21 protein-coding genes are annotated in these 21,244 nt (G+C 73.3%); 10 read left to right on the top strand and 11 right to left on the bottom strand.

All coding sequences use genetic code 11. The features are described 5' to 3' along the window. Positions 1–33: 33 nt before the first annotated feature. Both OUY22_RS26440 and OUY22_RS26445 read right to left on the bottom strand, forming a co-directional pair. On the bottom strand, positions 34–228 hold the full coding sequence (locus OUY22_RS26440; protein WP_270157871.1) for a DUF2795 domain-containing protein: 195 nt from the start codon (positions 226–228) through the stop codon (positions 34–36). 20 nt (positions 229–248) lie between these two features. Next, the gene (locus OUY22_RS26445) at positions 249–1,106 is read right to left on the bottom strand and encodes a glycosyltransferase family 2 protein (RefSeq protein WP_408638204.1); all 858 of its coding nucleotides are present in this window, start codon (positions 1,104–1,106) and stop codon (positions 249–251) included. 99 nt (positions 1,107–1,205) lie between these two features. Between OUY22_RS26445 and OUY22_RS26450 the strand changes: the two genes are divergently transcribed. From OUY22_RS26450 to aspS, 5 genes are all read left to right on the top strand, one after another. After that, complete coding sequence (locus tag OUY22_RS26450; RefSeq protein WP_270157873.1) at positions 1,206–1,829, top strand: TetR/AcrR family transcriptional regulator; 624 nt, start codon at positions 1,206–1,208, stop codon at positions 1,827–1,829. Beyond that, on the top strand, positions 1,829–3,187 hold the full coding sequence (locus OUY22_RS26455) for a carotenoid oxygenase family protein (protein ID WP_270157874.1): 1,359 nt from the start codon (positions 1,829–1,831) through the stop codon (positions 3,185–3,187). The genes OUY22_RS26450 and OUY22_RS26455 overlap by 1 nt, the downstream gene beginning before the upstream one ends. A 76-nt stretch (positions 3,188–3,263) precedes the next feature. Beyond that, positions 3,264–3,920 carry a (d)CMP kinase gene (cmk, locus tag OUY22_RS26460; protein ID WP_270157875.1) on the top strand — a complete coding sequence of 219 codons (657 nt, stop codon included), beginning with the start codon at positions 3,264–3,266 and terminating at the stop codon, positions 3,918–3,920. 30 nt (positions 3,921–3,950) lie between these two features. Next, entirely contained in the window at positions 3,951–5,345 is a 1,395-nt protein-coding gene (gene der / locus OUY22_RS26465) for a ribosome biogenesis GTPase Der (RefSeq protein ID WP_270157876.1), read from the top strand. 261 nt (positions 5,346–5,606) lie between these two features. Continuing rightward, positions 5,607–6,869: an aspartate--tRNA(Asn) ligase gene (gene aspS, locus OUY22_RS26470; RefSeq protein WP_270157877.1), complete on the top strand. Its 1,263-nt coding sequence runs from the start codon at positions 5,607–5,609 to the stop codon at positions 6,867–6,869. Positions 6,870–6,907: 38 nt separating this feature from the next. Here the strand turns inward: aspS and OUY22_RS26475 are convergent, their stop codons facing one another. The 7 genes from OUY22_RS26475 to OUY22_RS26505 form a co-directional block, all read right to left on the bottom strand. Next, complete coding sequence (locus tag OUY22_RS26475; protein WP_270157878.1) at positions 6,908–8,233, bottom strand: lipopolysaccharide biosynthesis protein; 1,326 nt, start codon at positions 8,231–8,233, stop codon at positions 6,908–6,910. Continuing rightward, entirely contained in the window at positions 8,223–9,386 is a 1,164-nt protein-coding gene (locus OUY22_RS26480) for a DegT/DnrJ/EryC1/StrS family aminotransferase (RefSeq protein WP_270157879.1), read from the bottom strand. Before OUY22_RS26480 ends, OUY22_RS26475 begins: the two co-directional genes overlap by 11 nt. Beyond that, positions 9,386–10,399, bottom strand: coding sequence for a GNAT family N-acetyltransferase (locus tag OUY22_RS26485; protein ID WP_270157880.1), 1,014 nt, complete (start codon positions 10,397–10,399; stop codon positions 9,386–9,388). The genes OUY22_RS26480 and OUY22_RS26485 overlap by 1 nt, the downstream gene beginning before the upstream one ends. Before the next feature lie 130 nt (positions 10,400–10,529). Next, positions 10,530–12,335 (bottom strand): MFS transporter, encoded by a 1,806-nt coding sequence (locus tag OUY22_RS26490; RefSeq protein ID WP_270157882.1) that lies wholly within the window; start codon positions 12,333–12,335, stop codon positions 10,530–10,532. Next, positions 12,332–12,982: an LppX_LprAFG lipoprotein gene (locus OUY22_RS26495; protein WP_270157883.1), complete on the bottom strand. Its 651-nt coding sequence runs from the start codon at positions 12,980–12,982 to the stop codon at positions 12,332–12,334. Before OUY22_RS26495 ends, OUY22_RS26490 begins: the two co-directional genes overlap by 4 nt. Before the next feature lie 60 nt (positions 12,983–13,042). After that, positions 13,043–13,501 carry a MarR family winged helix-turn-helix transcriptional regulator gene (locus tag OUY22_RS26500; RefSeq protein ID WP_270157884.1) on the bottom strand — a complete coding sequence of 153 codons (459 nt, stop codon included), beginning with the start codon at positions 13,499–13,501 and terminating at the stop codon, positions 13,043–13,045. Positions 13,502–13,553: 52 nt separating this feature from the next. Beyond that, on the bottom strand, positions 13,554–14,153 hold the full coding sequence (locus OUY22_RS26505; RefSeq protein ID WP_270157885.1) for a 4'-phosphopantetheinyl transferase family protein: 600 nt from the start codon (positions 14,151–14,153) through the stop codon (positions 13,554–13,556). A gap of 109 nt (positions 14,154–14,262) precedes the next feature. On the opposite strand from OUY22_RS26505, the gene OUY22_RS26510 reads away from it, so the two are divergent. Beyond that, the gene (locus OUY22_RS26510; RefSeq protein ID WP_270157887.1) at positions 14,263–15,660 is read left to right on the top strand and encodes an FAD-binding oxidoreductase; all 1,398 of its coding nucleotides are present in this window, start codon (positions 14,263–14,265) and stop codon (positions 15,658–15,660) included. Positions 15,661–15,665: 5 nt separating this feature from the next. Here the strand turns inward: OUY22_RS26510 and OUY22_RS26515 are convergent, their stop codons facing one another. Together OUY22_RS26515 and OUY22_RS26520 are read right to left on the bottom strand one after the other, a co-directional pair. Next, the gene (locus OUY22_RS26515) at positions 15,666–17,222 is read right to left on the bottom strand and encodes an alpha/beta fold hydrolase (RefSeq protein WP_270157888.1); all 1,557 of its coding nucleotides are present in this window, start codon (positions 17,220–17,222) and stop codon (positions 15,666–15,668) included. A gap of 92 nt (positions 17,223–17,314) precedes the next feature. Next, positions 17,315–18,709 (bottom strand): aminopeptidase P family protein, encoded by a 1,395-nt coding sequence (locus OUY22_RS26520; protein ID WP_270157889.1) that lies wholly within the window; start codon positions 18,707–18,709, stop codon positions 17,315–17,317. A 123-nt stretch (positions 18,710–18,832) separates the two neighbouring features. Here OUY22_RS26520 and OUY22_RS26525 point away from each other — a divergent pair, with 123 nt between their 5' ends. The 4 genes from OUY22_RS26525 to OUY22_RS26540 all read left to right on the top strand — a co-directional run. Beyond that, on the top strand, positions 18,833–19,261 hold the full coding sequence (locus OUY22_RS26525; RefSeq protein WP_270157890.1) for a CBS domain-containing protein: 429 nt from the start codon (positions 18,833–18,835) through the stop codon (positions 19,259–19,261). A 21-nt stretch (positions 19,262–19,282) separates the two neighbouring features. Next, positions 19,283–19,897 carry a hypothetical protein gene (locus OUY22_RS26530; RefSeq protein ID WP_270157891.1) on the top strand — a complete coding sequence of 205 codons (615 nt, stop codon included), beginning with the start codon at positions 19,283–19,285 and terminating at the stop codon, positions 19,895–19,897. An 83-nt stretch (positions 19,898–19,980) separates the two neighbouring features. Next, positions 19,981–20,754 (top strand): cyclase family protein, encoded by a 774-nt coding sequence (locus OUY22_RS26535; RefSeq protein WP_270157892.1) that lies wholly within the window; start codon positions 19,981–19,983, stop codon positions 20,752–20,754. Beyond that, the coding region (locus OUY22_RS26540; protein WP_270157893.1) for a thiamine pyrophosphate-binding protein at positions 20,751–21,244 on the top strand (494 nt) is incomplete at its 3' end. The genes OUY22_RS26535 and OUY22_RS26540, both read left to right, overlap by 4 nt.

Here is a 21,244-nt window from a genome sequence, read left to right on the forward strand (position 1 = left end):
GGGCCCGGGCGCGGGCGGGGGCCCGCGATCGGTTCAGCGCCGGGTGATCGCCTGGCTGACGGCGTTGGGGCCGTCGTACTCGCGATCCGGCATGGACTCCAGGGCCCTGATGGTCTCCTGGTCGGCGCCCTGTTCGCGGGCCGCGTCCAGCAGCTCGGACTTGGTGGCCGGGTAGTCGATACCCCTGAGGTGCTTCTGCAGCTGGATTGGGTTCGGTGCTGTAGTCATAACCCTAAGCTACCCGACTGTCACCTTATGTAACCATCGAGCAGACGCCGGGCGTGTTCGACCTCCGCGGGCAGTTCCTCCCGTCGGGCCAGGGCACGGCGGAGCCGGGGGAGCGCGTCGCGCAGGCCGCGCCGGCCGGCTCTGCCCTGCCGCAGCGCCTCCAGCGACCGCCTGGCCACCACGGGCCACGGGCGGCGCAGCACGGCGGTCAGGAGCGCGTTGCGCACCGCCAGGGCCTGTCTGGCCGCCGGGTCGCGGGGCGGCGACGGATGGTGGTGCGCCACCACGTCGTCGGCGTAGGCGAGGCCCCAGCCTCGCGCGGCCAGATCCATCGCCAGCCGCTCCTCCTCGCCGAAGAAGAACACGACGTCGTCGAAGCCGCCGGCCTCCAGGAAGGCGTCCCTGCGCACGACCGCGCCGCACGCCAGGAAGCCGAGCACGCTCGGCCCCGGCAGGTCGTCGGCGACGCCCAGCGGTGAGCGGCGCATCGCCTCGCTGACCGGGTCGAGCCGCTGCTCGGGCCCGACCAGCACGCGCGCGCCGAGCAGGGCCAGGCGCGGGTGGGCGTCGAAGAGGTCGGCGGCCCGCTCCAGCGCCCCCGGCGCCCACCACGAGTCGTCGTCGGCGAAGGCGACGTAGGGCGTCCGCGCCAGTTCCACGCCCACGTTGCGGGCGGTGGCCCCCAGGTTGGAGCCGTTCTCCACCAGCCGGACGTGCGGGTGGTGACGGCGTACGAAACCGGCGGTGCCGTCGGTGGAGCCGTTGTCGAGCAGGATCACCGGGCCGCGGTGGTGGGGGAGCGAGCGCTGCAGGGTGCGCAGGCGGTCGCGGGTCACCACCACCACCGTCACCCTGCTGTCACGTGTCACCCGGGCCATCTTTCCCCGCGACGGGTGGATATGCGCCCCTTGACGGGGCCGGGGAGGGGGCGTACAAAGGGGTAACAGTGTTACCGAGAAGAAACGACGTTACCGATCATGACCGTGACCGCGTACCAGCAGGCCCAGCAAGAGGGGCAGAGCGTCGTGCGGGCCGTCATCCTCGACGCCGCCAAGCGACTGCTGATCGGTGAGGGGCCCGCGGCGCTGACGGTGCGGCGGATCTCCGGCGAGGTCGGCTGCTCGACCAAGGTGATCTACACGCTGTTCGGCGGCAAGGACGGGCTCTGCCAGGCGCTCTGGCTGGAAGGGTTCGCCCAGTTCGAGCGCCGGCTGCGGGAGGTCGCGCCCACCGGCGACGGCCTCGCCCGCCTGGCCGCCGGCGTCGACGCGTACCGGGAGTACGCGCTGGAGGAGCCGGCGTACTACCGGGTGATGTTTCAGGGTGCTTTGTCTGGTTATGTCCCGGATGAAACCGCCAGGGACGCCGCGCGGCGCAGTTTCCGGATGCTCGTGAGCGGCGTGCAGCGGTGCCTGGACGAGGGGCTGCTGCGCGGAGGCGCCGCCGTCGAGATCGCCGACATGCTCTGGATGGCCATGCACGGCGCCGTGAGCCTGGAGATCTCCGGCTTCTTCGACCAGGCCGAGGCCGGGCGCCGCTACCGGTCGCTGTGGACCTCGGTGCTCCACCCCTTCCTTCCTCCCGACGAGAGGACCGCATGATGTCCCACCCGTACCGCGGCGGCTTCGCGCCCGTCACCGAGGAGATCACCGCCTTCGACCTGGAGGTGACCGGCAGGCTCCCGGCCGAGCTGAACGGCCGCTACCTGCGCAACGGCCCCAATCCGCTGAGCCTCGACGACCCGGCCTCCTCCCACCTGTTCCTCGGGGAGGGCATGGTCCACGGCGTGCGGCTGCGCGACGGCCGCGCCGAGTGGTACCGCAACCGCTGGGTGCGCAACGCCGCCGTGTCACGGCGGCTCGGCGAGGAGCCGCGCTCCACGCTCACCCACGCCGGGATGGACTTCGCCGCCAACACCCACGTGATCGGCATCGCCGGGCGCACTCTGGCCACCGTCGAGGCGGGGGCGCTGCCGTACGAGCTCGGCTACGAGCTCGACACCATCGGCCCGTGCGACTTCGACGGCGGCCTGCCCGGCGGCTTCGCCGCGCACACCCACCTGGACCCGGCCACCGGCGAGCTGCACGCGATGGCGTACTTCTACGGCTGGAAGCACCACCAGCACATCGTGCTCGACGACAAGGGCACGGTGATCCAGACCCGGGACGTCCCGATCGCCGACGCGCCCATGCTGCACGACTTCGCCCTCACCGAGAAGTACGTGGTCATCTACGACCTGCCGGTCACCTTCAGCATGGACCAGGCCCAGCGGGGCGCCCCGATCCCCTACGCCTGGAACCCCGCCCACGGCTCCCGGGTCGGCCTGCTGTCGCGGGCGACCGGCGAGGTGCGCTGGGTGGAGGTGGCGCCGTGCTGGGTCTTCCACACGCTCAACGCCTACGACGACGGCGACCAGGTGGTGGTCGACCTGGTGCGCTACCCCGAGCGGTTCGTGGACGCCCGGCTCGACCTGGGCGGCCTGCCGACGCTGGACCGCTGGCGGATCGACCCGGTCGCGGGCACCGTCACCGAGACGCGGCTGGACGACCGGGCCCAGGAGTTCCCGCGCATGGACGAGCGGCTGACCGGCAGGCCCTACCGCTACGGCTACACCGCGGCCGCCCGCTCGCTGAACGACGTGCTCGGCCCCGCCTGCACCGAGCTGGAGGACCTGCCCGACGAGGCGTTCGACAACACGCTGATCAAGCAGGACCTGACGGCCGGCACCCAGCAGTACCGGCAGTTCGGGCGCGACGCGTACGTGGGCGAGCCGGTGTTCGTGCCGTCCGGCGACGCCGAGGACGACGGGTACGTGCTCAGCTTCGTCAACAACCCGGACCGGGGCGCGGCCGATCTGGTGGTCCTGTCGGCGCAGGACTTCACCGGCGCCCCGGTCGCCACCGTCCACCTGCCGGCCCGGGTGCCGCTCGGCTTCCACGGGAGCTGGATCGCCGACTGACGGGCGGCCCGGCGTCCGGTGGTGGCGCGAGGCGGTAACCTCGTCAGGTTGGGTCAGCACGGGCAGAAGGAGAGCCGTGGCCGGTCTGGTCGTCGCCATGGACGGCCCTTCGGGGTCGGGCAAGTCGAGCGCGTCGCGCGGGGTCGCCCGCGCGCTGGGTCTGCGCTACCTGGACACCGGAGCGCAGTACCGCGCGATGACCTGGTGGATCCTGCGCCAGGGCGTCGACCTCGGCGACCCCGCCGCGATCGCGGCCCGCTGCGGCGAGCCCGAGATCGTCTCCGGCACCGACCCCGGCGGCCCCACCATCCACGTCGGCGGCGTCGACGTGGCCGGGCCGATCCGGGAGGACGAGGTGACCTCCGCGGTCTCCGCCGTCGCGGCGGTGCCCGAGGTGCGGGCCCGGCTCGTCGCCCTGCAGCGCCGGATCATCGGCGCGGGCGACATCGTGGTCGAGGGCCGTGACATCGGCACCGTCGTCGCCCCCGACGCCCCCGTCAAGATCTACCTGACGGCCAGCCCCGAGGCCCGCGCCCTGCGCCGGTCGGCGGAGCTGGCCGGCACCACGGCGGAGGCGCAGCGGGCGGCCCTGGCCAGGCGCGACACGCTCGACTCGACACGCAAGACGGATCCACTCTCGATGGCGGATGGCGCCGTCGAGCTCGACACCACCGCGCTCAACCTCGACGAGGTGATCGCGGAAGTGTTGAGACTGGTCAAGGAGCGCACCTGAGCGGTGCGGGACTCATGAGGATGACACATCATGTCTACGGGGGATTGGGTCGAGGCTGAGCTCGGCGATCTCGAAGTTTCCGGCGACCGCGGCGAAAGCGGGCCGTTGCCGGTGGTGGCCATCGTCGGACGGCCGAACGTCGGCAAGTCCACGCTGGTCAACCGCATCATCGGCCGCCGCGAGGCGGTCGTGGAGGACGTCCCGGGGGTGACCCGCGACCGGGTGACCTACGAGGCCAACTGGCGCGGCCGCCGCTTCACCGTGGTCGACACCGGCGGATGGGACCCCGAGGCCACCGGGATGGGGCTGCGCATCGCCGAGCAGGCGCAGGTCGCGGCCGACCTGGCCGACGTGATCCTGTTCGTGGTCGACGCCACCGTCGGCGCCACCGACGCCGACGAGATCGTCGGCTCCGTGCTGCGCCAGTCGGGCAAGCCCGTCATCCTGGCCGCCAACAAGGTCGACAACCAGCAGGTCGAGCTGGAGGCCGCCGCGCTGTGGTCGCTCGGCCTGGGCGAGCCGCACCCCGTCTCCGCGCTGCACGGCCGCTCCAGCGGCGACCTGCTCGACGTGGTGCTCGACGCGCTGCCCGAGACCCCGCGCGAGAGCTTCTCCGACGAGCGCGGCCCTTACCGGGTCGCGCTGCTCGGCAAGCCCAACGTCGGCAAGTCCTCGCTGCTCAACAAGCTGGCGGGGGAGGAGCGGGTGCTGGTCGACCCGATGGCCGGCACCACCCGCGACCCCGTCGACGAGCTGATCGAGCTGGGCGGCCGGACGTGGCGCTTCGTCGACACGGCCGGCATCCGCCGGCGTGACCGCGAGCTGCAGGGCGCCGACTTCTACGCCGCCATGCGGACCCGCTCCGCGCTGGAGCGCTCGGAGGTGGCGATCGTGCTCATCGACGCCAGCGAGCCGCTCACCGAGCAGGACCTGCGCATCATCGGCCTGGTGATCGAGTCCGGCCGGGCCATGGTGGTCGCGTTCAACAAGTGGGACCTGCTCGACGAGGACCGCCGCTACTACCTGGAGAAGGAGATCGACCGGCAGCTCGTCCGCACCCCGTGGGCGCTGCGGGTCAACATCTCGGCCAAGACCGGCCGCCACGTCGACCGGCTGGTGCCCGCCCTGGAGCGGGCGCTGGAGTCCTGGGCGACCCGGGTGCCGACGTCCCGGCTCAACGCCTTCCTGACCGAGCTGGTGCAGCAGACGCCGCCCCCGGTGCGCGGCGGCAAGCAGCCGAAGATCCTGTTCGCCACCCAGGCGTCGATCGAGCCGCCCAAGTTCGTGCTGTTCACCTCCGGCTGGCTGGAGGACACCTACCGGCGCTTCATCGAGCGGCGCATCCGCGAGGAGTTCGGCTTCGCCGGCTCGCCGATCGAGGTCACGATGAAGATCAGAGAGAAGCGCCAGAAAAAGGACCGCTGATACCATCGTCGGCAACACGCCGACGGAGACGAGTAGCCGGGGGAACACGCGGGCCGAGAGAGCCGCCGATGCTGTGAAGGCGGCCCCGCGCCCCCCGGTGAAGACACTCCCGAGTGCGGGGAGGAAATGCCCCGCCGGCCGACCCCCGTCACCGGGTCCGAGAGGCCGCCCGGTCCGGGCGGCGAAAGTGCGGTGGCACCGGGAGCTCCCTTCTCCCCCGCACTCCCAAGGGGTCATACACCTTCCCTTCGAGGAGCTGTCATGATCTCTCGTGTTCTGTCCGCCGAGCTCGCCGAGCACGCCGGACGACGAGTGACGATCGCCGGCTGGGTCCATCGCCGCCGGCTGCTGAAAACCGTGTCCTTCCTGCTCGTCAGGGACCGTTCCGGGGTGGCCCAGGCGGTCACCGCCGGGGACCTGCCCGCCGAGGAGAGCGTGGTCCGGGTCACCGGCACGGTGACCGCCAGCCCGCAGGCGCCTGGCGGCGTCGAACTGGCCGAGCCGGAGATCGAGCTGCTGTCGCGGCCGGTCGAGCCGCCGCCGTTCGACCTGTTCAGGCCCGTGGTGCCGGCGACGCTGCCGACGGTGCTCGACCACGCGCCCGCCGCCCTGCGCCATCCGGTGCTGCGGGCTCCGCTGGAGGTCTCGGCCGCGAGCGTGGCCGGGTTCCGGGCCGCGCTGGACCGGCTCGGGTTCACCGAGGTCCACACCCCGAAGATCGTCGCGTCGGCGACCGAGTCCGGCGCGAACGTGTTCGGCATCGACTACTTCGGCCGGCCCGCCTATCTCGCCCAGTCGCCGCAGTTCTACAAGCAGGCGATGGTCGGCGTGTTCGAGCGGGTGTACGAGGTCGGGCCGGTCTTCCGCGCCGAGCCGCACGACACCGTACGCCACCTGGCCCAGTACACCAGCCTCGACGCCGAGCTGGGGTTCGTCCGCGACCACCGGGACGTCATGGCCGTGCTGCGCGAGGCCGTGGCGGGCATGGTCGAGTCGGTGCGCGAGCGCGCCGCCCCGGCCGTGGCACGGCTGGGCGCCGCACTGCCCGCCGTCCCCGCAGAGATCCCGGCCGTCCACTTCACCGAGGCGCAGCGGATGACCGGCGAGGACGAGCCCGACCTCTCGCCTGCCCAGGAGCGGTGGCTGTCGGAGTGGGCGTGGAAGGAGCACGGCTCGGAGTTCCTGTTCGTCACCGGCTACCCGATGGCCAAACGCCCCTTCTACACCCATCCCGACCCGGGCAGGCCCGGCTACTCCAACGGCTTCGACCTGCTCTTCCGCGGGCTGGAACTGGTCACCGGCGGGCAGCGGCTGCACCGGCACCAGGACTACCTGGACGCCCTGGCCGCCCGCGGTGAGAGGGCGGAGCCGTACGAGGGGTATCTGCGGACGTTCGCGTACGGGATGCCGCCGCACGGCGGGTTCGCCATCGGGCTGGAGCGGTGGACGGCGCGCCTGACGGGCGCGGCCAACATCCGCCAGGTCACCGCGTTCCCGCGCGACCTGCACCGGCTCACACCGTAGCCGTCCCTCCCCGCCGTCCGGGCTCGCGGGCGGCGGGGTCAGCCGGTACGGGGGAGCGCCAGCACCCGGCGCAGGCCGGGCAGCACGCACAGTCCTGTCACCGTCTGGCTGATCAGCAGCGCGTAACCGACGCCGGTGACGCCCGCGACCGGGAACAGCGCGACCACGGTGGCGAAGACCAGCAGCGTCATGCCGATCTGGACGGTCGCCAGCTTCCCGGCCTCGCTGCGGGCCCGGAGCGTGCCGAGCCGGATCTCCACCAGCGTCATCGGCAGCACCCCCAGGGCCATCAGCCGCAGCAGGGGGGTGCCGGCCTCGGACAGTTCGGGCCCGAACACGGCCAGGATCAGCGGCGCCCTGGCCACCACGACGGCCACCACCGGCGTGACGATCAGGAAGGTGCGGCGCAGCGCGTCGCGGGTGGTCCGCGCCAGCCGGCGGGCGTCGAGCGAGCCCTCCACGGTCAGCGACACCGCCATGTTGGCCGCCAGCAGCCCCATCATGCAGCCGAGCGTGTGGGTGACGGAGAAGTAGCCGAACAGCTCGGGGTCGTTCAGCCAGGCGCCGACCATGACCGGCACCAGGTAGAGCACGAGCAGCGTGGACAGGGTGCCGGAGAAGTCGCCGGCCACGAACCGGCCGATCTCGCGCACCCCCGGCGGTGAGGTGTTCGCGCCGGTGCGGGCGACGTGGCGGGGGATCGCCTCCTTGAAGATCAGCCAGGTGATCGGGACCAGCGCGAGCGCGGTGGGGACCATCCAGGAGACGAAGATGCCGCCGAACAGCCCGCCCACCGGCAGCACGCCGGCCAGCACGACCAGCAGGACCATCTTGCCCAGCCCGAACACCGTGCTGTTGACCGGCACCCAGACGGCCTGCCGCAGCCCGGCGAGCACCACGTCCTGCAACGTGAAGATCGTCCACACCAGCACCGCGGCCAGGAACACCACCGCGGGCACGAACCCGGCCAGCTCCCCGTAGGCGGGCCCCCACAGCGGCAGCGTCAGCAGGAACCCCAGCGCCGCCAGCACCGCCGTCAGCCCGGCGACGCCGTAGCCGCGCAGCACCAGCGCGCCCGTGCCACGCCCGGCCACCGGGATGAACCTGGCCATCACCCCCACGAAGGCCAGCCCGACGAGCGAGGAGAACAGCCGCATCGCCGTGATCATGAGCTGGCCCTGGCCGAACGCGGCCGGATCGTACAGCCGCACGGCCAGGAACCAGTAGCCCAGCCCGAGCAGCGCCGTGATCGCGGTGTTGGCCATGAGGGCGTAGCCCTGCAGGAAGAGCGGGTCGCGCAGGTCGGTGCGGAGCCGGGCGAGCAGCCCGGCCCGGCCGGCGACCTCCCGGGCGTCACTGGTCATCGGGAGGCGGTCCTTCCAGCGGCGGGCGGACGCCCAGCCGCTCCAGCAGTGGGATCAGGCGGCGGGCGTCGAGCGGGTCGGCGGGCAGCACGTGGCCCGTCCACCACCGGGCCGCGCCGGGCGTCGGGCCGGGAGGGATCATGGTCAGGTAGTCGTCGAGCGGCGGGTCGTAGACGAACCCCGGCACGACGCCGCGCGCCTCCAGCTCGGCCACCACCCGGTCGCGCTCCTCCACCAGCAGCGGCACCCGCAGCAGCGGACGCACCGGCGCGTCCGTCACCCCGGGGGCGGCCCACGGGGTGGCGCGCAGCGCCTCGACCCCGGCCATCCTGCGCTCCCGCTCCCTGGCGACCGCGCGGATCCGGGACCGGTGCAGGCGCAGCAGGGCCCGCCCCGGCCGCATCCGCCAGTCGTCCAGGTCGATGCGGAGCAGCGGGCCCATCGCGTCCAGATCACCCGCCGCCTTGGCGACCTCGGCAGCGGTGGTCGGGTAGCGGTGCCCGGTCCACGTCATGAGGCCGAGCCGCTTGAGGGTGTGCCACACGGGCCGCACCAGGCCGGTGCGCTGGACCGCCTCGCGCAGCAGCGGCCGCAGCACGGCCGACAGCCGCGCCCTGGCCGTGCCGGGCAGCAGCAGCGCGTCGCGGGCCGCGGCCAGCTCCGGCAGCGCGGCCGGGTCGGCGGTCGTCAGGAAGCCGCCGGACATGGCCCGCCCGTGCTTGGCCAGGCTGAACACCCCGGCCTCGCCCCACAGCCCGGCCCGGCGGCCGTCCGCCTCCGTCTGGAAGGCGTGCGCGGCGTCGTCCACCAGCACAAGCCCGTGCCGGTCGCAGGCGGCGCGCAGCTCGGCCACGCGGTCGGGCACCCCGTACAGATGCGTGGTGAGCACGCCCGCCAGCCCGGACCAGCCGACCCGGTCCACGTCGATGTTGCCGTCGCGGGGAGACACCGGGGCCATCACCGGCGTCAGCCCGGCCGCGAGCGCGACGAACAGCACGGTCTCGCAGTTCGTCGGCGCGATCAGCACCCGGTCGCCGGGCCGGAACCAGCGGCGCAGCGCCAGCAGCAGCCCGAACCGGGCCGACGGCACGTGCAGACAGCCCTGGCCGAGCCGCTCGGCCATCAGGGACTCAAGCTCCGCGACGGTGGTCATCACCGGCTCCGGCGGCGGCCGTAGGTCTTGAGCGCGCGGTCGGCCAGCCGGTGGATCGCCGGGGTGCCGAGGACGGCCCGGCGGGCCAGCCGGACCGGCTCGGTGCGTGCCCAGTGGACGCCCGCGCGGGCGGTGCGCCGCCGCACCACCCCCTCGGAGACCGGAACGGTCCTGCTGGCCAGGGCCTCCTTGTACTCGTAGCCGGCGCCGACGCTCAGGTCGACCGTCTCCAGGCCGGCCTCCGCGGCCCCTTCGGCCATCCTCAGGTGCTGGATCAGGCCGGGGGAGTACTTGGCGAAGCGGGGATCGTAGGCCGGGAACCAGCCGATCAGGGTCGTGCGGCTGCGCAGCCCGAAATGGCCGGCGACCGGCGTGCCGCCGACGTACAGCATCGACAGCACGCCGCCGAAGTCCTTGTTGTCGACGGCGTGCAGCCGCTCCACCAGCTCCACCACCCACGGCCGGCCGAACCGGTCGGGGCGGCCGTTGCGCCGGTACTGCTGGGACTTCCACGCGCGCAGCAGCGCGAACTCGTCGGCGGAGTCCACCGCGAAGGCGGACGTCACCTCGCCGACGTCGCGGCCGAGCTTGCGCTCCTTGTACAGGGTGCTCTTGAGGAACTTCGGCGACCGCCCGCGCAGCTCCCGCAGGTAGGCCGGCCAGCCGTCGGCCAGGTCGAGCACGGCCGCGTCCTGCGTCAGCGTGACGTACGGGTCGAACCACGGCTGCCGCGCCACCAGGCAGCCGAACTCCCACACGTGCAGCCCGCACGCCCGCAGCAGCGCCGCGGCGTCGAACGAGGCGCCCGGCCGGTGCACCACTCCCTGGCACAGCGACACCCACGCGCCGACGGCCGCCCCGACACCGGAGCGCTCCTCGTACGGGAAGAACCCGGCGATGCCGTCACCGTCGCGCGCCACCGCCACCCGGACCCTGCGGTCGACCTCGCCCATCGCGAGCGTGAAGTCCGGGCTCAGGAACGGATTGCCGAGGTGGGACTGCCCCCGTTGCATGTCCCGCCAGGCGTCGATCTCGGACGTGCTCAGCTCACTTGGCCGTAAGACACCGACCTCGTACACGAAAGCCCCCTGTTTCTCGCTGTGGAGGGAACAGCGTAGCGCCGGGGACTGACGTGAGCCGGGATTACGCGGGAGGCGGATGCGCTCCGGCGCCACGCGGGAGGAACCATCCCAGAGCCGCCCCGATCAGGCAGATGGCCGCCGTCACGAGGAACATCTCGGTGTACTCGACGTGCAACGCGGCCTGCACCTTGGCCGTGTACTCGGCGAGCAGCCGGGCGTACTCGGCCGGCTCGACGCCGAACGGCACGGGGGTGTCCAGGTGGGCGGTCAGCGACTGGAAACGGTGGAAGCCCCAGGCCGAGACGGCGGCGATGCCGATGAGCATGCCCATCATCCTGGCCACCACGACCGCCGCCGAGGCCACCCCGTGCTGAGCCGGCGGCGTCACCCGGAGCGCCGCCGCCGACACCGGCGCGATCACCAGGCCCACGCCCAGGCCGGCCACGACCAGCGTGGCGTCCATCATCAGCCGGGCCTCCGCCAGCTCCAGCGGCCAGCGGCTCATCATCGCGTAACCCGCGGCGGCCACCAGCAGCCCCGCCACCGTGACCGCCCGGCCGCCGGACCGGCGCGTCAGCAGCCCGCCCAGCAGCGCCCCCACCGGCAGCGCGATCAGGAACCTGCCCAGGACCAGCGCCGCCTCCAGCGCCTCCAGGCCGAGCAGCGTCTGCGCGGTGAACTGCACGAACACCATCGTGACCAGGAGCGCGGCCCCGGTCACGAAGCTCACGCCCAGCGTGGCCAGCAGCGGGCGCTTGGGCACGCCGGTGAGGTCGAGCAGCCGTACGGGCGAGCGCACCTCCCACCAGACGAACACCGCCGCCACCAGGACGCCGGCCCCGATCAGCGGCGGCCCCCACGCGGGCAGCACCGTCGTGGCGGGGTCCGGGTTGTAGAGCCCCACCACGAGCAGGCCGAGCGCCAGCGCCAGCAGCCCGCCGCCGGCCCAGTCGACCCGCACCGCCCCGCCGGACGCCGCGCGGCTGAGGGATGTCGCGTGGCCGAGGGACGCGTGGCCGGGGGACGCGTGGCTGGGGGACGCGTGGCTGGGGGACGTGTGGCTGGGGGACGGCGCGTCGCCGGGCAGCGCCGGCGCCTCGGTGACCGTCCCGCGCTCCGGGCCGTCCGCACGGGCATCGAGGGAACCTTGAGCGCCTGCCGCGGCTCCCGCGTGACGGGCGGGATCACCTGGAACGCCGGGCGTCCCCGCGGCGTGCGGGGCGTCGTCCGGGGTGCCTGGTGCTCCCGCGGAGGGCTGAAGGGCTGCCGGAGGGCGGGCGGGGATCGCCCACTGGACGGCAAGGGCGGCGGCGAGGGCCAGGGGGACGTTGATCCAGAAGATGGCGTGCCAGCCGCCCAGCTCGACGCCGAGCACCGCGAAGCCGGGGATCAGCGCCAGCACCCCGCCGTACACGGGCCCGAGCGCGCTGCCGAGCTCCTGGGCCGCGCCGACCGCCCCGAGCGCGACAGGCCGCTCGCGCTCGCCCCACAGGTCGCCGATGAGCGCCATCGTGATGGGCAGCAGCGCCCCGCCCGCGACCCCCTGCACGGCCCGGCCGGTCACCACCATGACCTCGGAGGCCGCCAGCGCCGTCAGCACCGAGCCGAGCGCGAACGCCGCCAGGCAGGCGTGGATGAGCGGCCGCCTGCCGTAGCGGTCGGACAGCTGCCCGAGCAGCGGCATCGCGGCCACGTAGCCGAGCAGGAAGCCGGTCACCACGGGCGTGGCCCGCTCCAGCCGGTTGAGCGGGATGCCGAGGTCGGTGGCGATGTCGATGAGGACGGTCACGACGACGTAGGCGTCGAGCGCCGCCAGCAGCACCACCGCGCCGCCGACGCCGAGCGCGACCCGGCGTGCGCGTCTCATCCGGCCGACGGGGGCGGCGTGACCGTCACCGGGGCGTCGTAGTCGGTCAGTGTGACGCTCACGGTGCCCTGCTGCAGCGGCAGCTCGATCTTGGTCAGCCTGCTGGTGGCCTTGTCGATCCAGATCGTGCCGTTGACCGGCTCGGTGACCCCCGGCACGAGCGTGCCGAGCGTCTGCTCGGAGAACCCGGTGGCCACCCGGTAGTCGCCGCCCTCCTCGGCCTCGACCCGGGGGTCGCCCGCGGACTGGAGCAGCTGGGCGATGCCCTTGGTCGGGTCCAGGATCAGCGAAGGGTCGTAGAGCTGCGCCAGCTGCTGGCGGGTGAGCTTCTGGAAACCACCGGTCGGGCCCTTGAAGTGGACGGTGTCACCGATCAGCGCGAACGTGATCTCCTGGAGGCTGCCGAAGACCTCCAGCGTGATCGTGCCGTCGGCGTCGCCCTGCGCCGTGAGCCGGCCGTCGGCCTTCTTGACCGGCACGTTGGGCTTGCCCTCCGTGGCGATCGAGAACGCGGCGGACTTCACCGACCGCATCGCCTCCGCCGCCTTCTTCATCAGGTCGGGCCCCGCGGGCAGCTCCTCGGGGCTCCCGGAGGAGCAGGCAGTCAGGCCGGCGACGAGGAGCACGAGGAGCAGCTTTCTCAGCATGAAGCGGATCGTAGCGAGCGAGGGCGCGCGCCGCGCGCCGCCACCGGTATCGGTTGGATGTCAGCGCAGCTTCTTCAGGTGCTCCACGATCGGGGCGAAGGCGCCCTCCAGCTCGTTGAGCTGGTCGTCGGTCAGCCGGTCGACGAAGTGCTCGCGCACGCCGGCCACGTGGACGGGCGCGACCCGCTGGATCGTGTCCCAGCCCTCGTCGGTCAGCACGGCGAAGGTGCCGCGCCGGTCGTCGCGGCAGTCCTCGCGGACGACGAGCCCTTTGGCCTCCATCCGGGAGATCTGGTGGGACAGCCGGCTGCGCGACTGGATGGTGGCGTCGGCCAGGTCGCTCATGCGCATCCGCCGGCCCGCGCTCTCGGACAGGTTGACCAGGATCTCGTAGTCGTTGAGCGACAGAGAGTGCTCCTGCAGCTCCCGGTCGAGGCGGTGCATGAGGAGCTTGTGCAGGGCCAGGTGGGTTCGCCAGGCACGCTGCTCATTGGAGGAAAGCCAGCGAGGCGCGCTCATGATCTCCTATCCGAACACGTCGTGGGCCGAGACGATGGCCACGTTCACCAGGTTAGCCGGGGATCGCCGCTCTCCTGGCAGGGGTGTCGGTGATGGCGGCGACCAGGATGTCGGGTTCGGCCCGCCACTCCAGCAAATGGCGGCCCGCCCAGTCGCCGTCGCGGGCGGACAGTTCGTCGAGGGTCAGCTCGCCGCGCTTGATCAGCGCCTCCTTGCGCGCCCACACCCGGATCACGTCCTCGTTGCCGCCGGCCTCCGCCCGTTCCCTGGGGGTGAGCGCCATCCCGGCGAGCAGGCGGTCGAGCGGGCCGGGCGGCACCCGCTCGGCGTCGACCCCGACGCGGCCGTGGCCGGCCGCCGCGCACACGTAGCCGCGGGTGTGGCTCAGGCTGACGCCCACGGCCGTGGCCTCCTCCAGGTACGGCCTGCCGTGGCCGGGGCCGTGCACCTCGCAGTGCTGGGCGAGCGTGAGCCGGTCCGGAGGGACGCCGAGGAACTCGGCCGCGCAGAGGCGGACGAGCAGGTGGGCGGCGACGAACGCGTGGCGGTCGGCGTCGTGCCGGAACCGCAGGGCCCGTTCCCGCTCGGCGGAGGTCAGCCATGTCACGGGAGCGTCGACCTCTTCGGGCCGCCCGCCCATCACCAGCGCCATGTCCGCAACGTACACCCTGACCCAGATTTGCCCATCCATGAACCAGTCGCAAATCCGACGAACCCTACGATTAACTGACAACCCGCCTATAGCGCGCCCTGGGGGCGACATGGTTGAGCTCGTCAGAAGCGGACTCGAAGGGCTGCGCGAGAGCTGCGCGGGGCGCGTCGTCACACCGCGCGACGCCGGCTACGAGGTCATGCGGAAGGTCTGGAACGGCGCGGTCGACCGCCGTCCCGGCGTGATCGTACGGTGCGCCGGCCCGGAGGACGTCGAGGCGGCGATCTCCTTCGCCAGGCAGGAGGACCTGGAGATCTCCGTGCGCGGCGGCGGCCACGGCTTCGGCGGCACGGCCGTGACCGACGGCGGGGTCATGCTCGACCTGGGCGCCCTGCGGACGATCGACGTCGACGCCGCCAGCCGGTGGGCGTCCTGCGGCGCCGGCGCGACCTGGGCCGACCTCGACGCGGCCACCCAGGTGTACGGGCTGGCGACGCCCGGCGGCACGATCAGCCACACCGGGATCGCCGGGCTGACCCTCGGCGGCGGCTTCGGCTGGCTGAGCCGCGAGCACGGGCTGACCGCCGACAACCTGGAGTCCGCCGACGTCGTGCTCGCCGACGGCCGCCAGGTGCACGCCTCGGCGCGCGAGCACGACGACCTGTTCTGGGCGTTGCGTGGCGGCGGCGGCAACTTCGGCGTCGTCACCGCCTTCGCCTTCCGGCTGCACCCGGTCGGGCCGCGGGTACGGGTGACGCTGCTGTTCTGGGAGGCCGAGCGGGGCCACGAGGCCGTCGCGGCGATCGACAGGGCCGTGACGACCCTGCCCGGCCGCGTCAGCGCACTGATCGCGTTCGGGATGAGCGCGCCTGTCGCGCCGTACGTGCCGGAGGAGCACCGCGCGCGGCCGGGGCACCTGCTCGTCCTGGCCGGGTTCGGGCCGCCCGAGGAGCACGCCTCGGTGGTGGCGGCCCTGGAGGACACCACGCCGCCGCTGTTCTCGCACACCGCCTCGATGCCGTACCCCCGGCTCCAGTCGCTGCTGGACGAGAGCACGCCGTGGGGGGTGGCCGCCTACGAGAAGGCGCTCGACCTGCCGTCGCTCGGGCCGGACGCGATCGCCACCCTGTGCGAGCAGGCGGCGCTGAAGGGGTCGCCGATGTCGTTCCTGCCGGCGTTCCGCCTCGACGGGGCCTTCAGCGCCGTCCCGGACGAGGCCACCGCCTTCGGCGGCGGCCGGGAGCCGCACTACACGATGTCGATCGTCGCGCTCGCCCCCACCCCGGAGGCCCTGGAGGCGGAGCGCGCCTGGGTCCGCGACGCCTGGTCGGCGATGCTCCCGCACGCCCGGGGCACGGGCACGTACGTGAACTTCATCGCCGACCAGGACGAGGACCGCGTGCGCGCCTCCTACGGCCGGAAGTACGCCAGACTGGCCGCGATCAAGGCGGAGTACGACCCGGACAACGTCTTCCACCTCAACGCGAACATCGAACCCGCCGGGTGATCCGGTCAGGCCGGCATCCGGGCCAGGACGTAGCCGGGAGTGCCGGGGATCGGGGTGGTCGGCGGCCCGGTGCGCAGCGTGGTGGCGTCAGGAAGCACCGCCGGGCAGCGGGCGCCCCTGGCCGGGGCCTCCAGTTCGATCAGGTAGCGGTCGAAGGCCGCCGTCGGGCACTCGCCCCTGCCGTACACGCCGTGCCCCCAGCCCTCGTAGGTCAGCAGCCTGGCCTCGGGCCCGATCTGCCGGGCGGCGGCGGTGGCCCACGCGTAGGCGGTGGCCGGGTCGTGCAGGGCGTTGGCGAGCAGCAGCGGCGGCGTGCCGTCGACCCGCAGCCGGTGCTGCGGGTTCGGGATCGGGGCCGGTGTGCCGGCGCACGTGAGCAGCATGCCGAACGCGAGCGGGCTGAACAGCATGTCCGGCGCGATCCTCGCCGACCGGCGCAGGTGGGCGGCGTACTCACGGTGGTCGCGCACCGGCAGCAGGTAGTCGAGACAGAAGATCCGCGACGGGTCGGCGAACGTCTCCTCCAGCGGGCCGGCCCCGGCCGGAAGCCGGGTCGCGGGCTCGCCGCTCTCCAGCGCAGCCAGGAGCCCGGCCAGGTCGGCGAAGCGCGGGCCGTAGAACGAGGTGAACGCCTGCCAGACGAGGTCGAACACGCCGATCGGCACGCCGGGCTCCCCTGGTCCGCCGGGTAAGGTCAGCTCGCCCCGCCCGGCCCGCTCCAGCAGCCCGGCCCAGACGGCCCGCACGTCCCGGCCGTGCAGCGCGCACGCCCGCGTCCGCCCGCACCAGGCGGCGAACTCGTCGAAGGAGTCCTGCGCCGCCCTCGACTCGGTGTCGAGGAAGTCCCGGGTGCCCAGGCTGTGGTCCATGGTGCTGTCGAGCGCCAGCGCCCGCACCCGCCCGGGGAAGCGCTCGGCGTACAGCTGGCCGATCAGGGTCCCGTACGACTTGCCGAAGAAGGTGAGCTGACGGTCGCCGAGCGCCTCGCGCAGGGCGTCGAGGTCACGCACGACGCTGCCGGTGTCGACGTGGTCGAAGAGCGGCCCGGTGCGGGCCCGGCAGTCCTGCCGGTAGCGCTCGTTGTGGGCCAGCAGCGCCGCGAAGTCCGCCTGGCCGCCGATCTCCAGCGGGCCGGGCGCCCGCTGGGCCAGCTCCCGCGAGCACAGGACGGGGTGGCTGCGTTTCACCCCGCGCGGGTCGAAACCGACCACGTCGAACCGGCTGGTCAGCTCCGGGGTGAAGCCGAACTCCTGGATCACGGCGTCCACGCCGGAGCCGCCCGGCCCGCCCGGGTTGATCACCAGCGAGCCGATGCGGGCGCCGGCGGCCTTGCGCCGGGCCACCGCCAGCTCGAACGACGGCCCGCGCGGACGGTCCCAGTCGACGGGCACCGTGAGCGTGCCGCATTCGACGGCCGGGTCCTCGGGGCAGGGGGTCCACGCGATCGGCCTCCCGCCGGCGGGCGCGGGATCTCGTGCGGTGCCGGCCGCGGCCGGCAGGGCGGGCGCCAGCGGCAGGAGAGCGGTGAGGAGAAGGCTGAGGATCAGGACAGATCTTCGCATGTCGGGTCCCATCGTCGGAGGACCTGATCGTCATTCAGCGCCTCCGACGGCACCATCGGCCCCGGGTACGAAATCCCCGTCATCCTCAGGTATCAGCCGAGTAGGACCGACATCCAGCTCTCCACCTCGTCCGGGTGGCGGGGCAGGGCCGCCGACATCAGCCGCGCCCCGTGGGCCGTGATGACCAGGTCGTCCTCGATGCGGACGCCCACCCCGCGGAACTCCTCCGGCAGGGTGAGGTCGTCCGGCTGGAGGTAGAGGCCGGGCTCCACGGTCAGCACCTGGCCCTCCTCCAGCACGCCGTCCAGGTACGTCTCCGCCCGCGCCCTGGCGCAGTCGTGCACGTCCAGGCCCAGCATGTGGCCGCTGCTGCAGAGCGTGTAGCGGCGGTAGAGTCCGCTCTCCATGAGGGCGTCGGGCGAGTCCTTCAGCAGGCCCCACGCGTGCAGGCCCTCGCAGATGACGCGCATGGCGGTCAGGTGGAACTCGCGGAAGCGGACACCCGGCCGCAGCACCGAGATCGCGGCCGACTGCGCCTCGTAGACCAGCTCGTACACCTGCCGCTGCACCGGGGTGAACCGGCCGGAGAGCGGCAGCGTGCGGGTGACGTCGGCGGTGTAGAGCGTGTCGGTCTCCACCCCGGCGTCCAGCAGCAGCAGGTCGGCCGGGTCGAGCCGGCCGTCGTTGCGGATCCAGTGGAGCACGCACGCGTGCGCGCCGGACGCCACGATGCTGTCGTAGCCGACCGCGTTGCCCTCCAGCCGGGAGCGCAGCCCGAACACGCCTTCCACGTAGCGTTCGCCGCGCGGGTGGCCGAGCGCCTGCGGGATGGCGCGCACCACGTCCTCGAAGCCGCGCACGGTCGCGTCGACCGCGGCCTGCAGCTCGCCGACCTCCCACTCGTCCTTGACCAGCCGGGTCTCCGAAAGGAAGGTCTCCAGCTCGGCGTCACCGCCGCCCGGCTCGACCGCCGCGTCCACCGCCGCGTCCACCCCGCGCAGCACCCGCGCCGGGCCTTTCAGCTCCAGCTCGCGCAGGTGGGCGCAGTCGATCTGGTACAGCTCCGCCGCCTCGGCCAGGTCGGGCCTGCGGCCCACCCAGAACTCGCCGTAGCGGCGGTCGCGGTAGAACTCCTGGCCCTCCTCGCGCGGGGAGCGCGGCCGGGTGTAGAGCGTCGCCTCGCCGGACGGCTCGATCACGAGCACGTCACCCGGCTCGCCCGCTCCGGTCAGGTACGAGTAGGCGCTGTGCGGGCGGAACCGGTAGTCGCTGTCGTTGCTGCGGACCTTGAGCGTCCCCGACGGCACGACCAGCCGCTCGCCGGGGAATCTGCTCGCCAGCGCCGCCCGCCGCTTGGCCGCCCACGGGGCGATCGGCAGCGCCCGCACGCCCGACCGCCGGGTGTCCGCCCAGCCTGTCCGCATGAACGCGGCCAGTTCGTCGGTGATCGGCAGGTCGTGGCTCCCGGTGTTGAGAGGCTCGGTCACAACGGCTCCAGCTGTGGTATTTCACATGGCAAATACGGTCAGCTTACGGTAGTCCTTGACGGCCTCCCACCCCCTTGCTTGCCTGGGAGCACGACGGGGTAACTCATAGCAGAGGTGGTGCACATGCTGATCGGGACGATCCTGCGCGGCAAGGGCGGCGAGGTGACGACCGTGGCGCCGGACGCCACGGTCCGTGACCTCCTCGCCAAGCTGGCGGAGCACAACATCGGCGCCGTCGTCGTGTCCGCCGACGGCGCCACGATCGACGGGATCGTCTCCGAGCGCGACGTGGTGCGCCGGCTGCACGACCGCGGCGCCGGCATCCTCGGCGAGCCGGTCTCCGCCATCATGACGGCCGAGGTGCGCACGGTCGGGCCCGGCGACCGGGTCGACGAGCTGCGCAAGACCATGACCACCCACCGGGTCCGCCACATGCCGGTCGTCGACGACGGCCGCCTGGTCGGCATCGTGAGCATCGGCGACGTGGTCAAGAGCACCATCGACGAGCTGGAGACGGAGAAGGCGTCCCTGGTCGACTACCTCCACCGTTGACGGGGGTGGGACGCTGTCCAGGTGATGTACGATCCCCCGCCCGGCTACCCGCGCGCGTCGAGCAGCCCGACGATCATCGTGCTCGTCGCCGGGCTGACCGGTGTGCTGGGGTTCCTCATCGGGTTCCTCACCGGGCTGGGATCGGGCGAGCTGGCGGCCGCGCCGGCTCCCCGGGTCACGGTGACGGTCGAGGAGCGGCCGTCGCCGGACGACACCGAGCCGACCGATCCGGCGGCCTCCGACCCCGCGGCCTCCGATCCCGCGGTGCCGGACCCTGGGACGTCCGACCCCGCAGCGTCCGACCCCGCAGCGTCCGACCCCGCAGCGTCCGACCCCGCCTCCGATCCGTCCGCCTCGTCGCCCGCCGCCTCCGTTCCCGCCACGCCGGACCCCGGCGACCCGCTCGCCTCGATGCGCACGCTCGTCGTCGGCGTCGACATCCAGCCCGGCACCTACCGCACCACCGGCCCCGCCGGAGGCGGGGGCCAGTGCTACTGGGCCCGGATGAAGAGCGCCACCGGCGGCCTCGCCGACGTGATCGACGCCGGCATGCCGACCGGACCGGCCACCGTCACCGTCCTCGCCACCGACAAGAGCTTCCAGACGGCCGGCTGCGCCGACTGGACCCGGGCCTGACCGGCGGCGTCCGGGCCGGGGGCTGTTTGCACAGGTGACGCGCGCGTAGGAGGATGCGCTCAGCCCCACGCGAGGAGGAAGACATGTCGGTGTTGCGGAGCTTGGCAGACAGCGTGCGCAGCGGCGCGATCGAGGTCATCGATCTGACCGCCCCCCTGTCGGAGGACACGCCGATCCTCCAGTTGCCCGAGCCGTTCGGCAACACCATCCGGTTCCGGCTGGAGGAGATCAGCCGCTACGACGACCGCGGCCCCGGGTGGTACTGGAACGACATCCACACCGGCGAGCACACCGGCACCCATTTCGACGCCCCCGTCCACTGGGCGACCGGCCGTGACGGCCAGGACGTCTCCCAGGTGCCGGTCACCAGCCTGATCGCGCCCGCCGTGGTGCTCGACTTCAGCGCCGAGGCCGGCAAGGACCCCGACTTCCTCCTCCAGATCGACCACGTCAAGGAGTGGGAACGCGCCAACGGCCCGCTGCCGGAGGGCGGCTGGCTGCTCTACCGCACCGGCTGGGACGCCCGCTCGGGCGAGCAGGACACGTTCCTCAACGCCGACGAGACCGGCTCGCACACCCCGGGCATCTCCGTCGAGTGCGCCAGATGGCTCGCCGAGGAGACCCCCGTCCTCGGCGTGGGCGTCGAGACCGTCGGCACCGACGCGGGCGCCGCCCACTCCTTCGACCCGGCCTTCCCCTGCCACGCCTTCCTCCTCGGGGCCGGCAAGTACGGCCTCACCCAGCTGCGCAACCTCGACCGGCTCCCGGTCACCGGCGCGGTCGTGGTGGCCCCTCCGCTGCCCATCCTCGGCGGCTCCGGCAGCCCGGTGCGGGTGCTCGCGCTGGTCGAGCGGTGATCGTCGCCGAGGCCGTCGGCGCGGTCCTCGCCGCCGCGGGCGTACGGGCCGCGTTCGGGGTCGTCGGCAGCGGCAACTTCCACGTCACCAACGCCCTGGCCCGCCACGGCGTGCGCTTCGTCGCCGCCCGCCACGAGGGCGGCGCGGCCACCATGGCCGACGCCTACGCCCGGATGACCGGCGAGGTGGCGGTCGTCTCGGTGCACCAGGGGCCCGGTCTGACCAACGCCGTCACCGGCATCGCCGAGGCCGCCAAGAGCCGCACCCCGCTCGTGGTGCTGGCCGGTGAGGCCACCGACGCGCGCTCCAACTTCCACATCGACCAGGACGCCGCCGTGCGCGCGGTGGGCGCGGTGCCGATGCGGGTCACCGGCCCCGCGCGGGCGCGGCAGGAGACGCTGGAGGCGTTCCGCGTCGCCCGCGACGAGCGCCGCACCGTCGTGCTCAACCTCCCGCTCGACGTCCAGGCCGCCGAGGCGGCGGCCGAGGG

The sequence above is a fragment of the Nonomuraea corallina genome, assembly GCF_027620315.1.
In the GTDB taxonomy this organism is placed as follows: Bacteria; Actinomycetota; Actinomycetes; order Streptosporangiales; family Streptosporangiaceae; genus Nonomuraea; species Nonomuraea corallina.

Bases quoted from the DNA above. Each gene is read 5' to 3' on its own strand.
- OUY22_RS26510 (WP_270157887.1), top strand. From the start codon at position 14,263: ATGGTTGAGCTCGTCAGAAGCGGACTCGAAGGGCTGCGCGAGAGCTGC.
- OUY22_RS26445 (WP_408638204.1), bottom strand. From the start codon at position 1,106: ATGGCCCGGGTGACACGTGACAGCAGGGTGACGGTGGTGGTGGTGACC.
- OUY22_RS26505 (WP_270157885.1), bottom strand. From the start codon at position 14,153: ATGGCGCTGGTGATGGGCGGGCGGCCCGAAGAGGTCGACGCTCCCGTG.
- der (WP_270157876.1), top strand. From the start codon at position 3,951: ATGTCTACGGGGGATTGGGTCGAGGCTGAGCTCGGCGATCTCGAAGTT.
- OUY22_RS26475 (WP_270157878.1), bottom strand. From the start codon at position 8,233: ATGACCAGTGACGCCCGGGAGGTCGCCGGCCGGGCCGGGCTGCTCGCC.
- OUY22_RS26440 (WP_270157871.1), bottom strand. From the start codon at position 228: ATGACTACAGCACCGAACCCAATCCAGCTGCAGAAGCACCTCAGGGGT.
- OUY22_RS26500 (WP_270157884.1), bottom strand. From the start codon at position 13,501: ATGAGCGCGCCTCGCTGGCTTTCCTCCAATGAGCAGCGTGCCTGGCGA.
- OUY22_RS26450 (WP_270157873.1), top strand. From the start codon at position 1,206: ATGACCGTGACCGCGTACCAGCAGGCCCAGCAAGAGGGGCAGAGCGTC.
- aspS (WP_270157877.1), top strand. From the start codon at position 5,607: ATGATCTCTCGTGTTCTGTCCGCCGAGCTCGCCGAGCACGCCGGACGA.
- OUY22_RS26525 (WP_270157890.1), top strand. From the start codon at position 18,833: ATGCTGATCGGGACGATCCTGCGCGGCAAGGGCGGCGAGGTGACGACC.
- OUY22_RS26515 (WP_270157888.1), bottom strand. From the start codon at position 17,222: ATGCGAAGATCTGTCCTGATCCTCAGCCTTCTCCTCACCGCTCTCCTG.
- OUY22_RS26490 (WP_270157882.1), bottom strand. From the start codon at position 12,335: ATGAGACGCGCACGCCGGGTCGCGCTCGGCGTCGGCGGCGCGGTGGTG.
- OUY22_RS26480 (WP_270157879.1), bottom strand. From the start codon at position 9,386: ATGACCACCGTCGCGGAGCTTGAGTCCCTGATGGCCGAGCGGCTCGGC.
- OUY22_RS26455 (WP_270157874.1), top strand. From the start codon at position 1,829: ATGTCCCACCCGTACCGCGGCGGCTTCGCGCCCGTCACCGAGGAGATC.
- OUY22_RS26495 (WP_270157883.1), bottom strand. From the start codon at position 12,982: ATGCTGAGAAAGCTGCTCCTCGTGCTCCTCGTCGCCGGCCTGACTGCC.
- OUY22_RS26535 (WP_270157892.1), top strand. From the start codon at position 19,981: ATGTCGGTGTTGCGGAGCTTGGCAGACAGCGTGCGCAGCGGCGCGATC.
- OUY22_RS26485 (WP_270157880.1), bottom strand. From the start codon at position 10,399: ATGCAACGGGGGCAGTCCCACCTCGGCAATCCGTTCCTGAGCCCGGAC.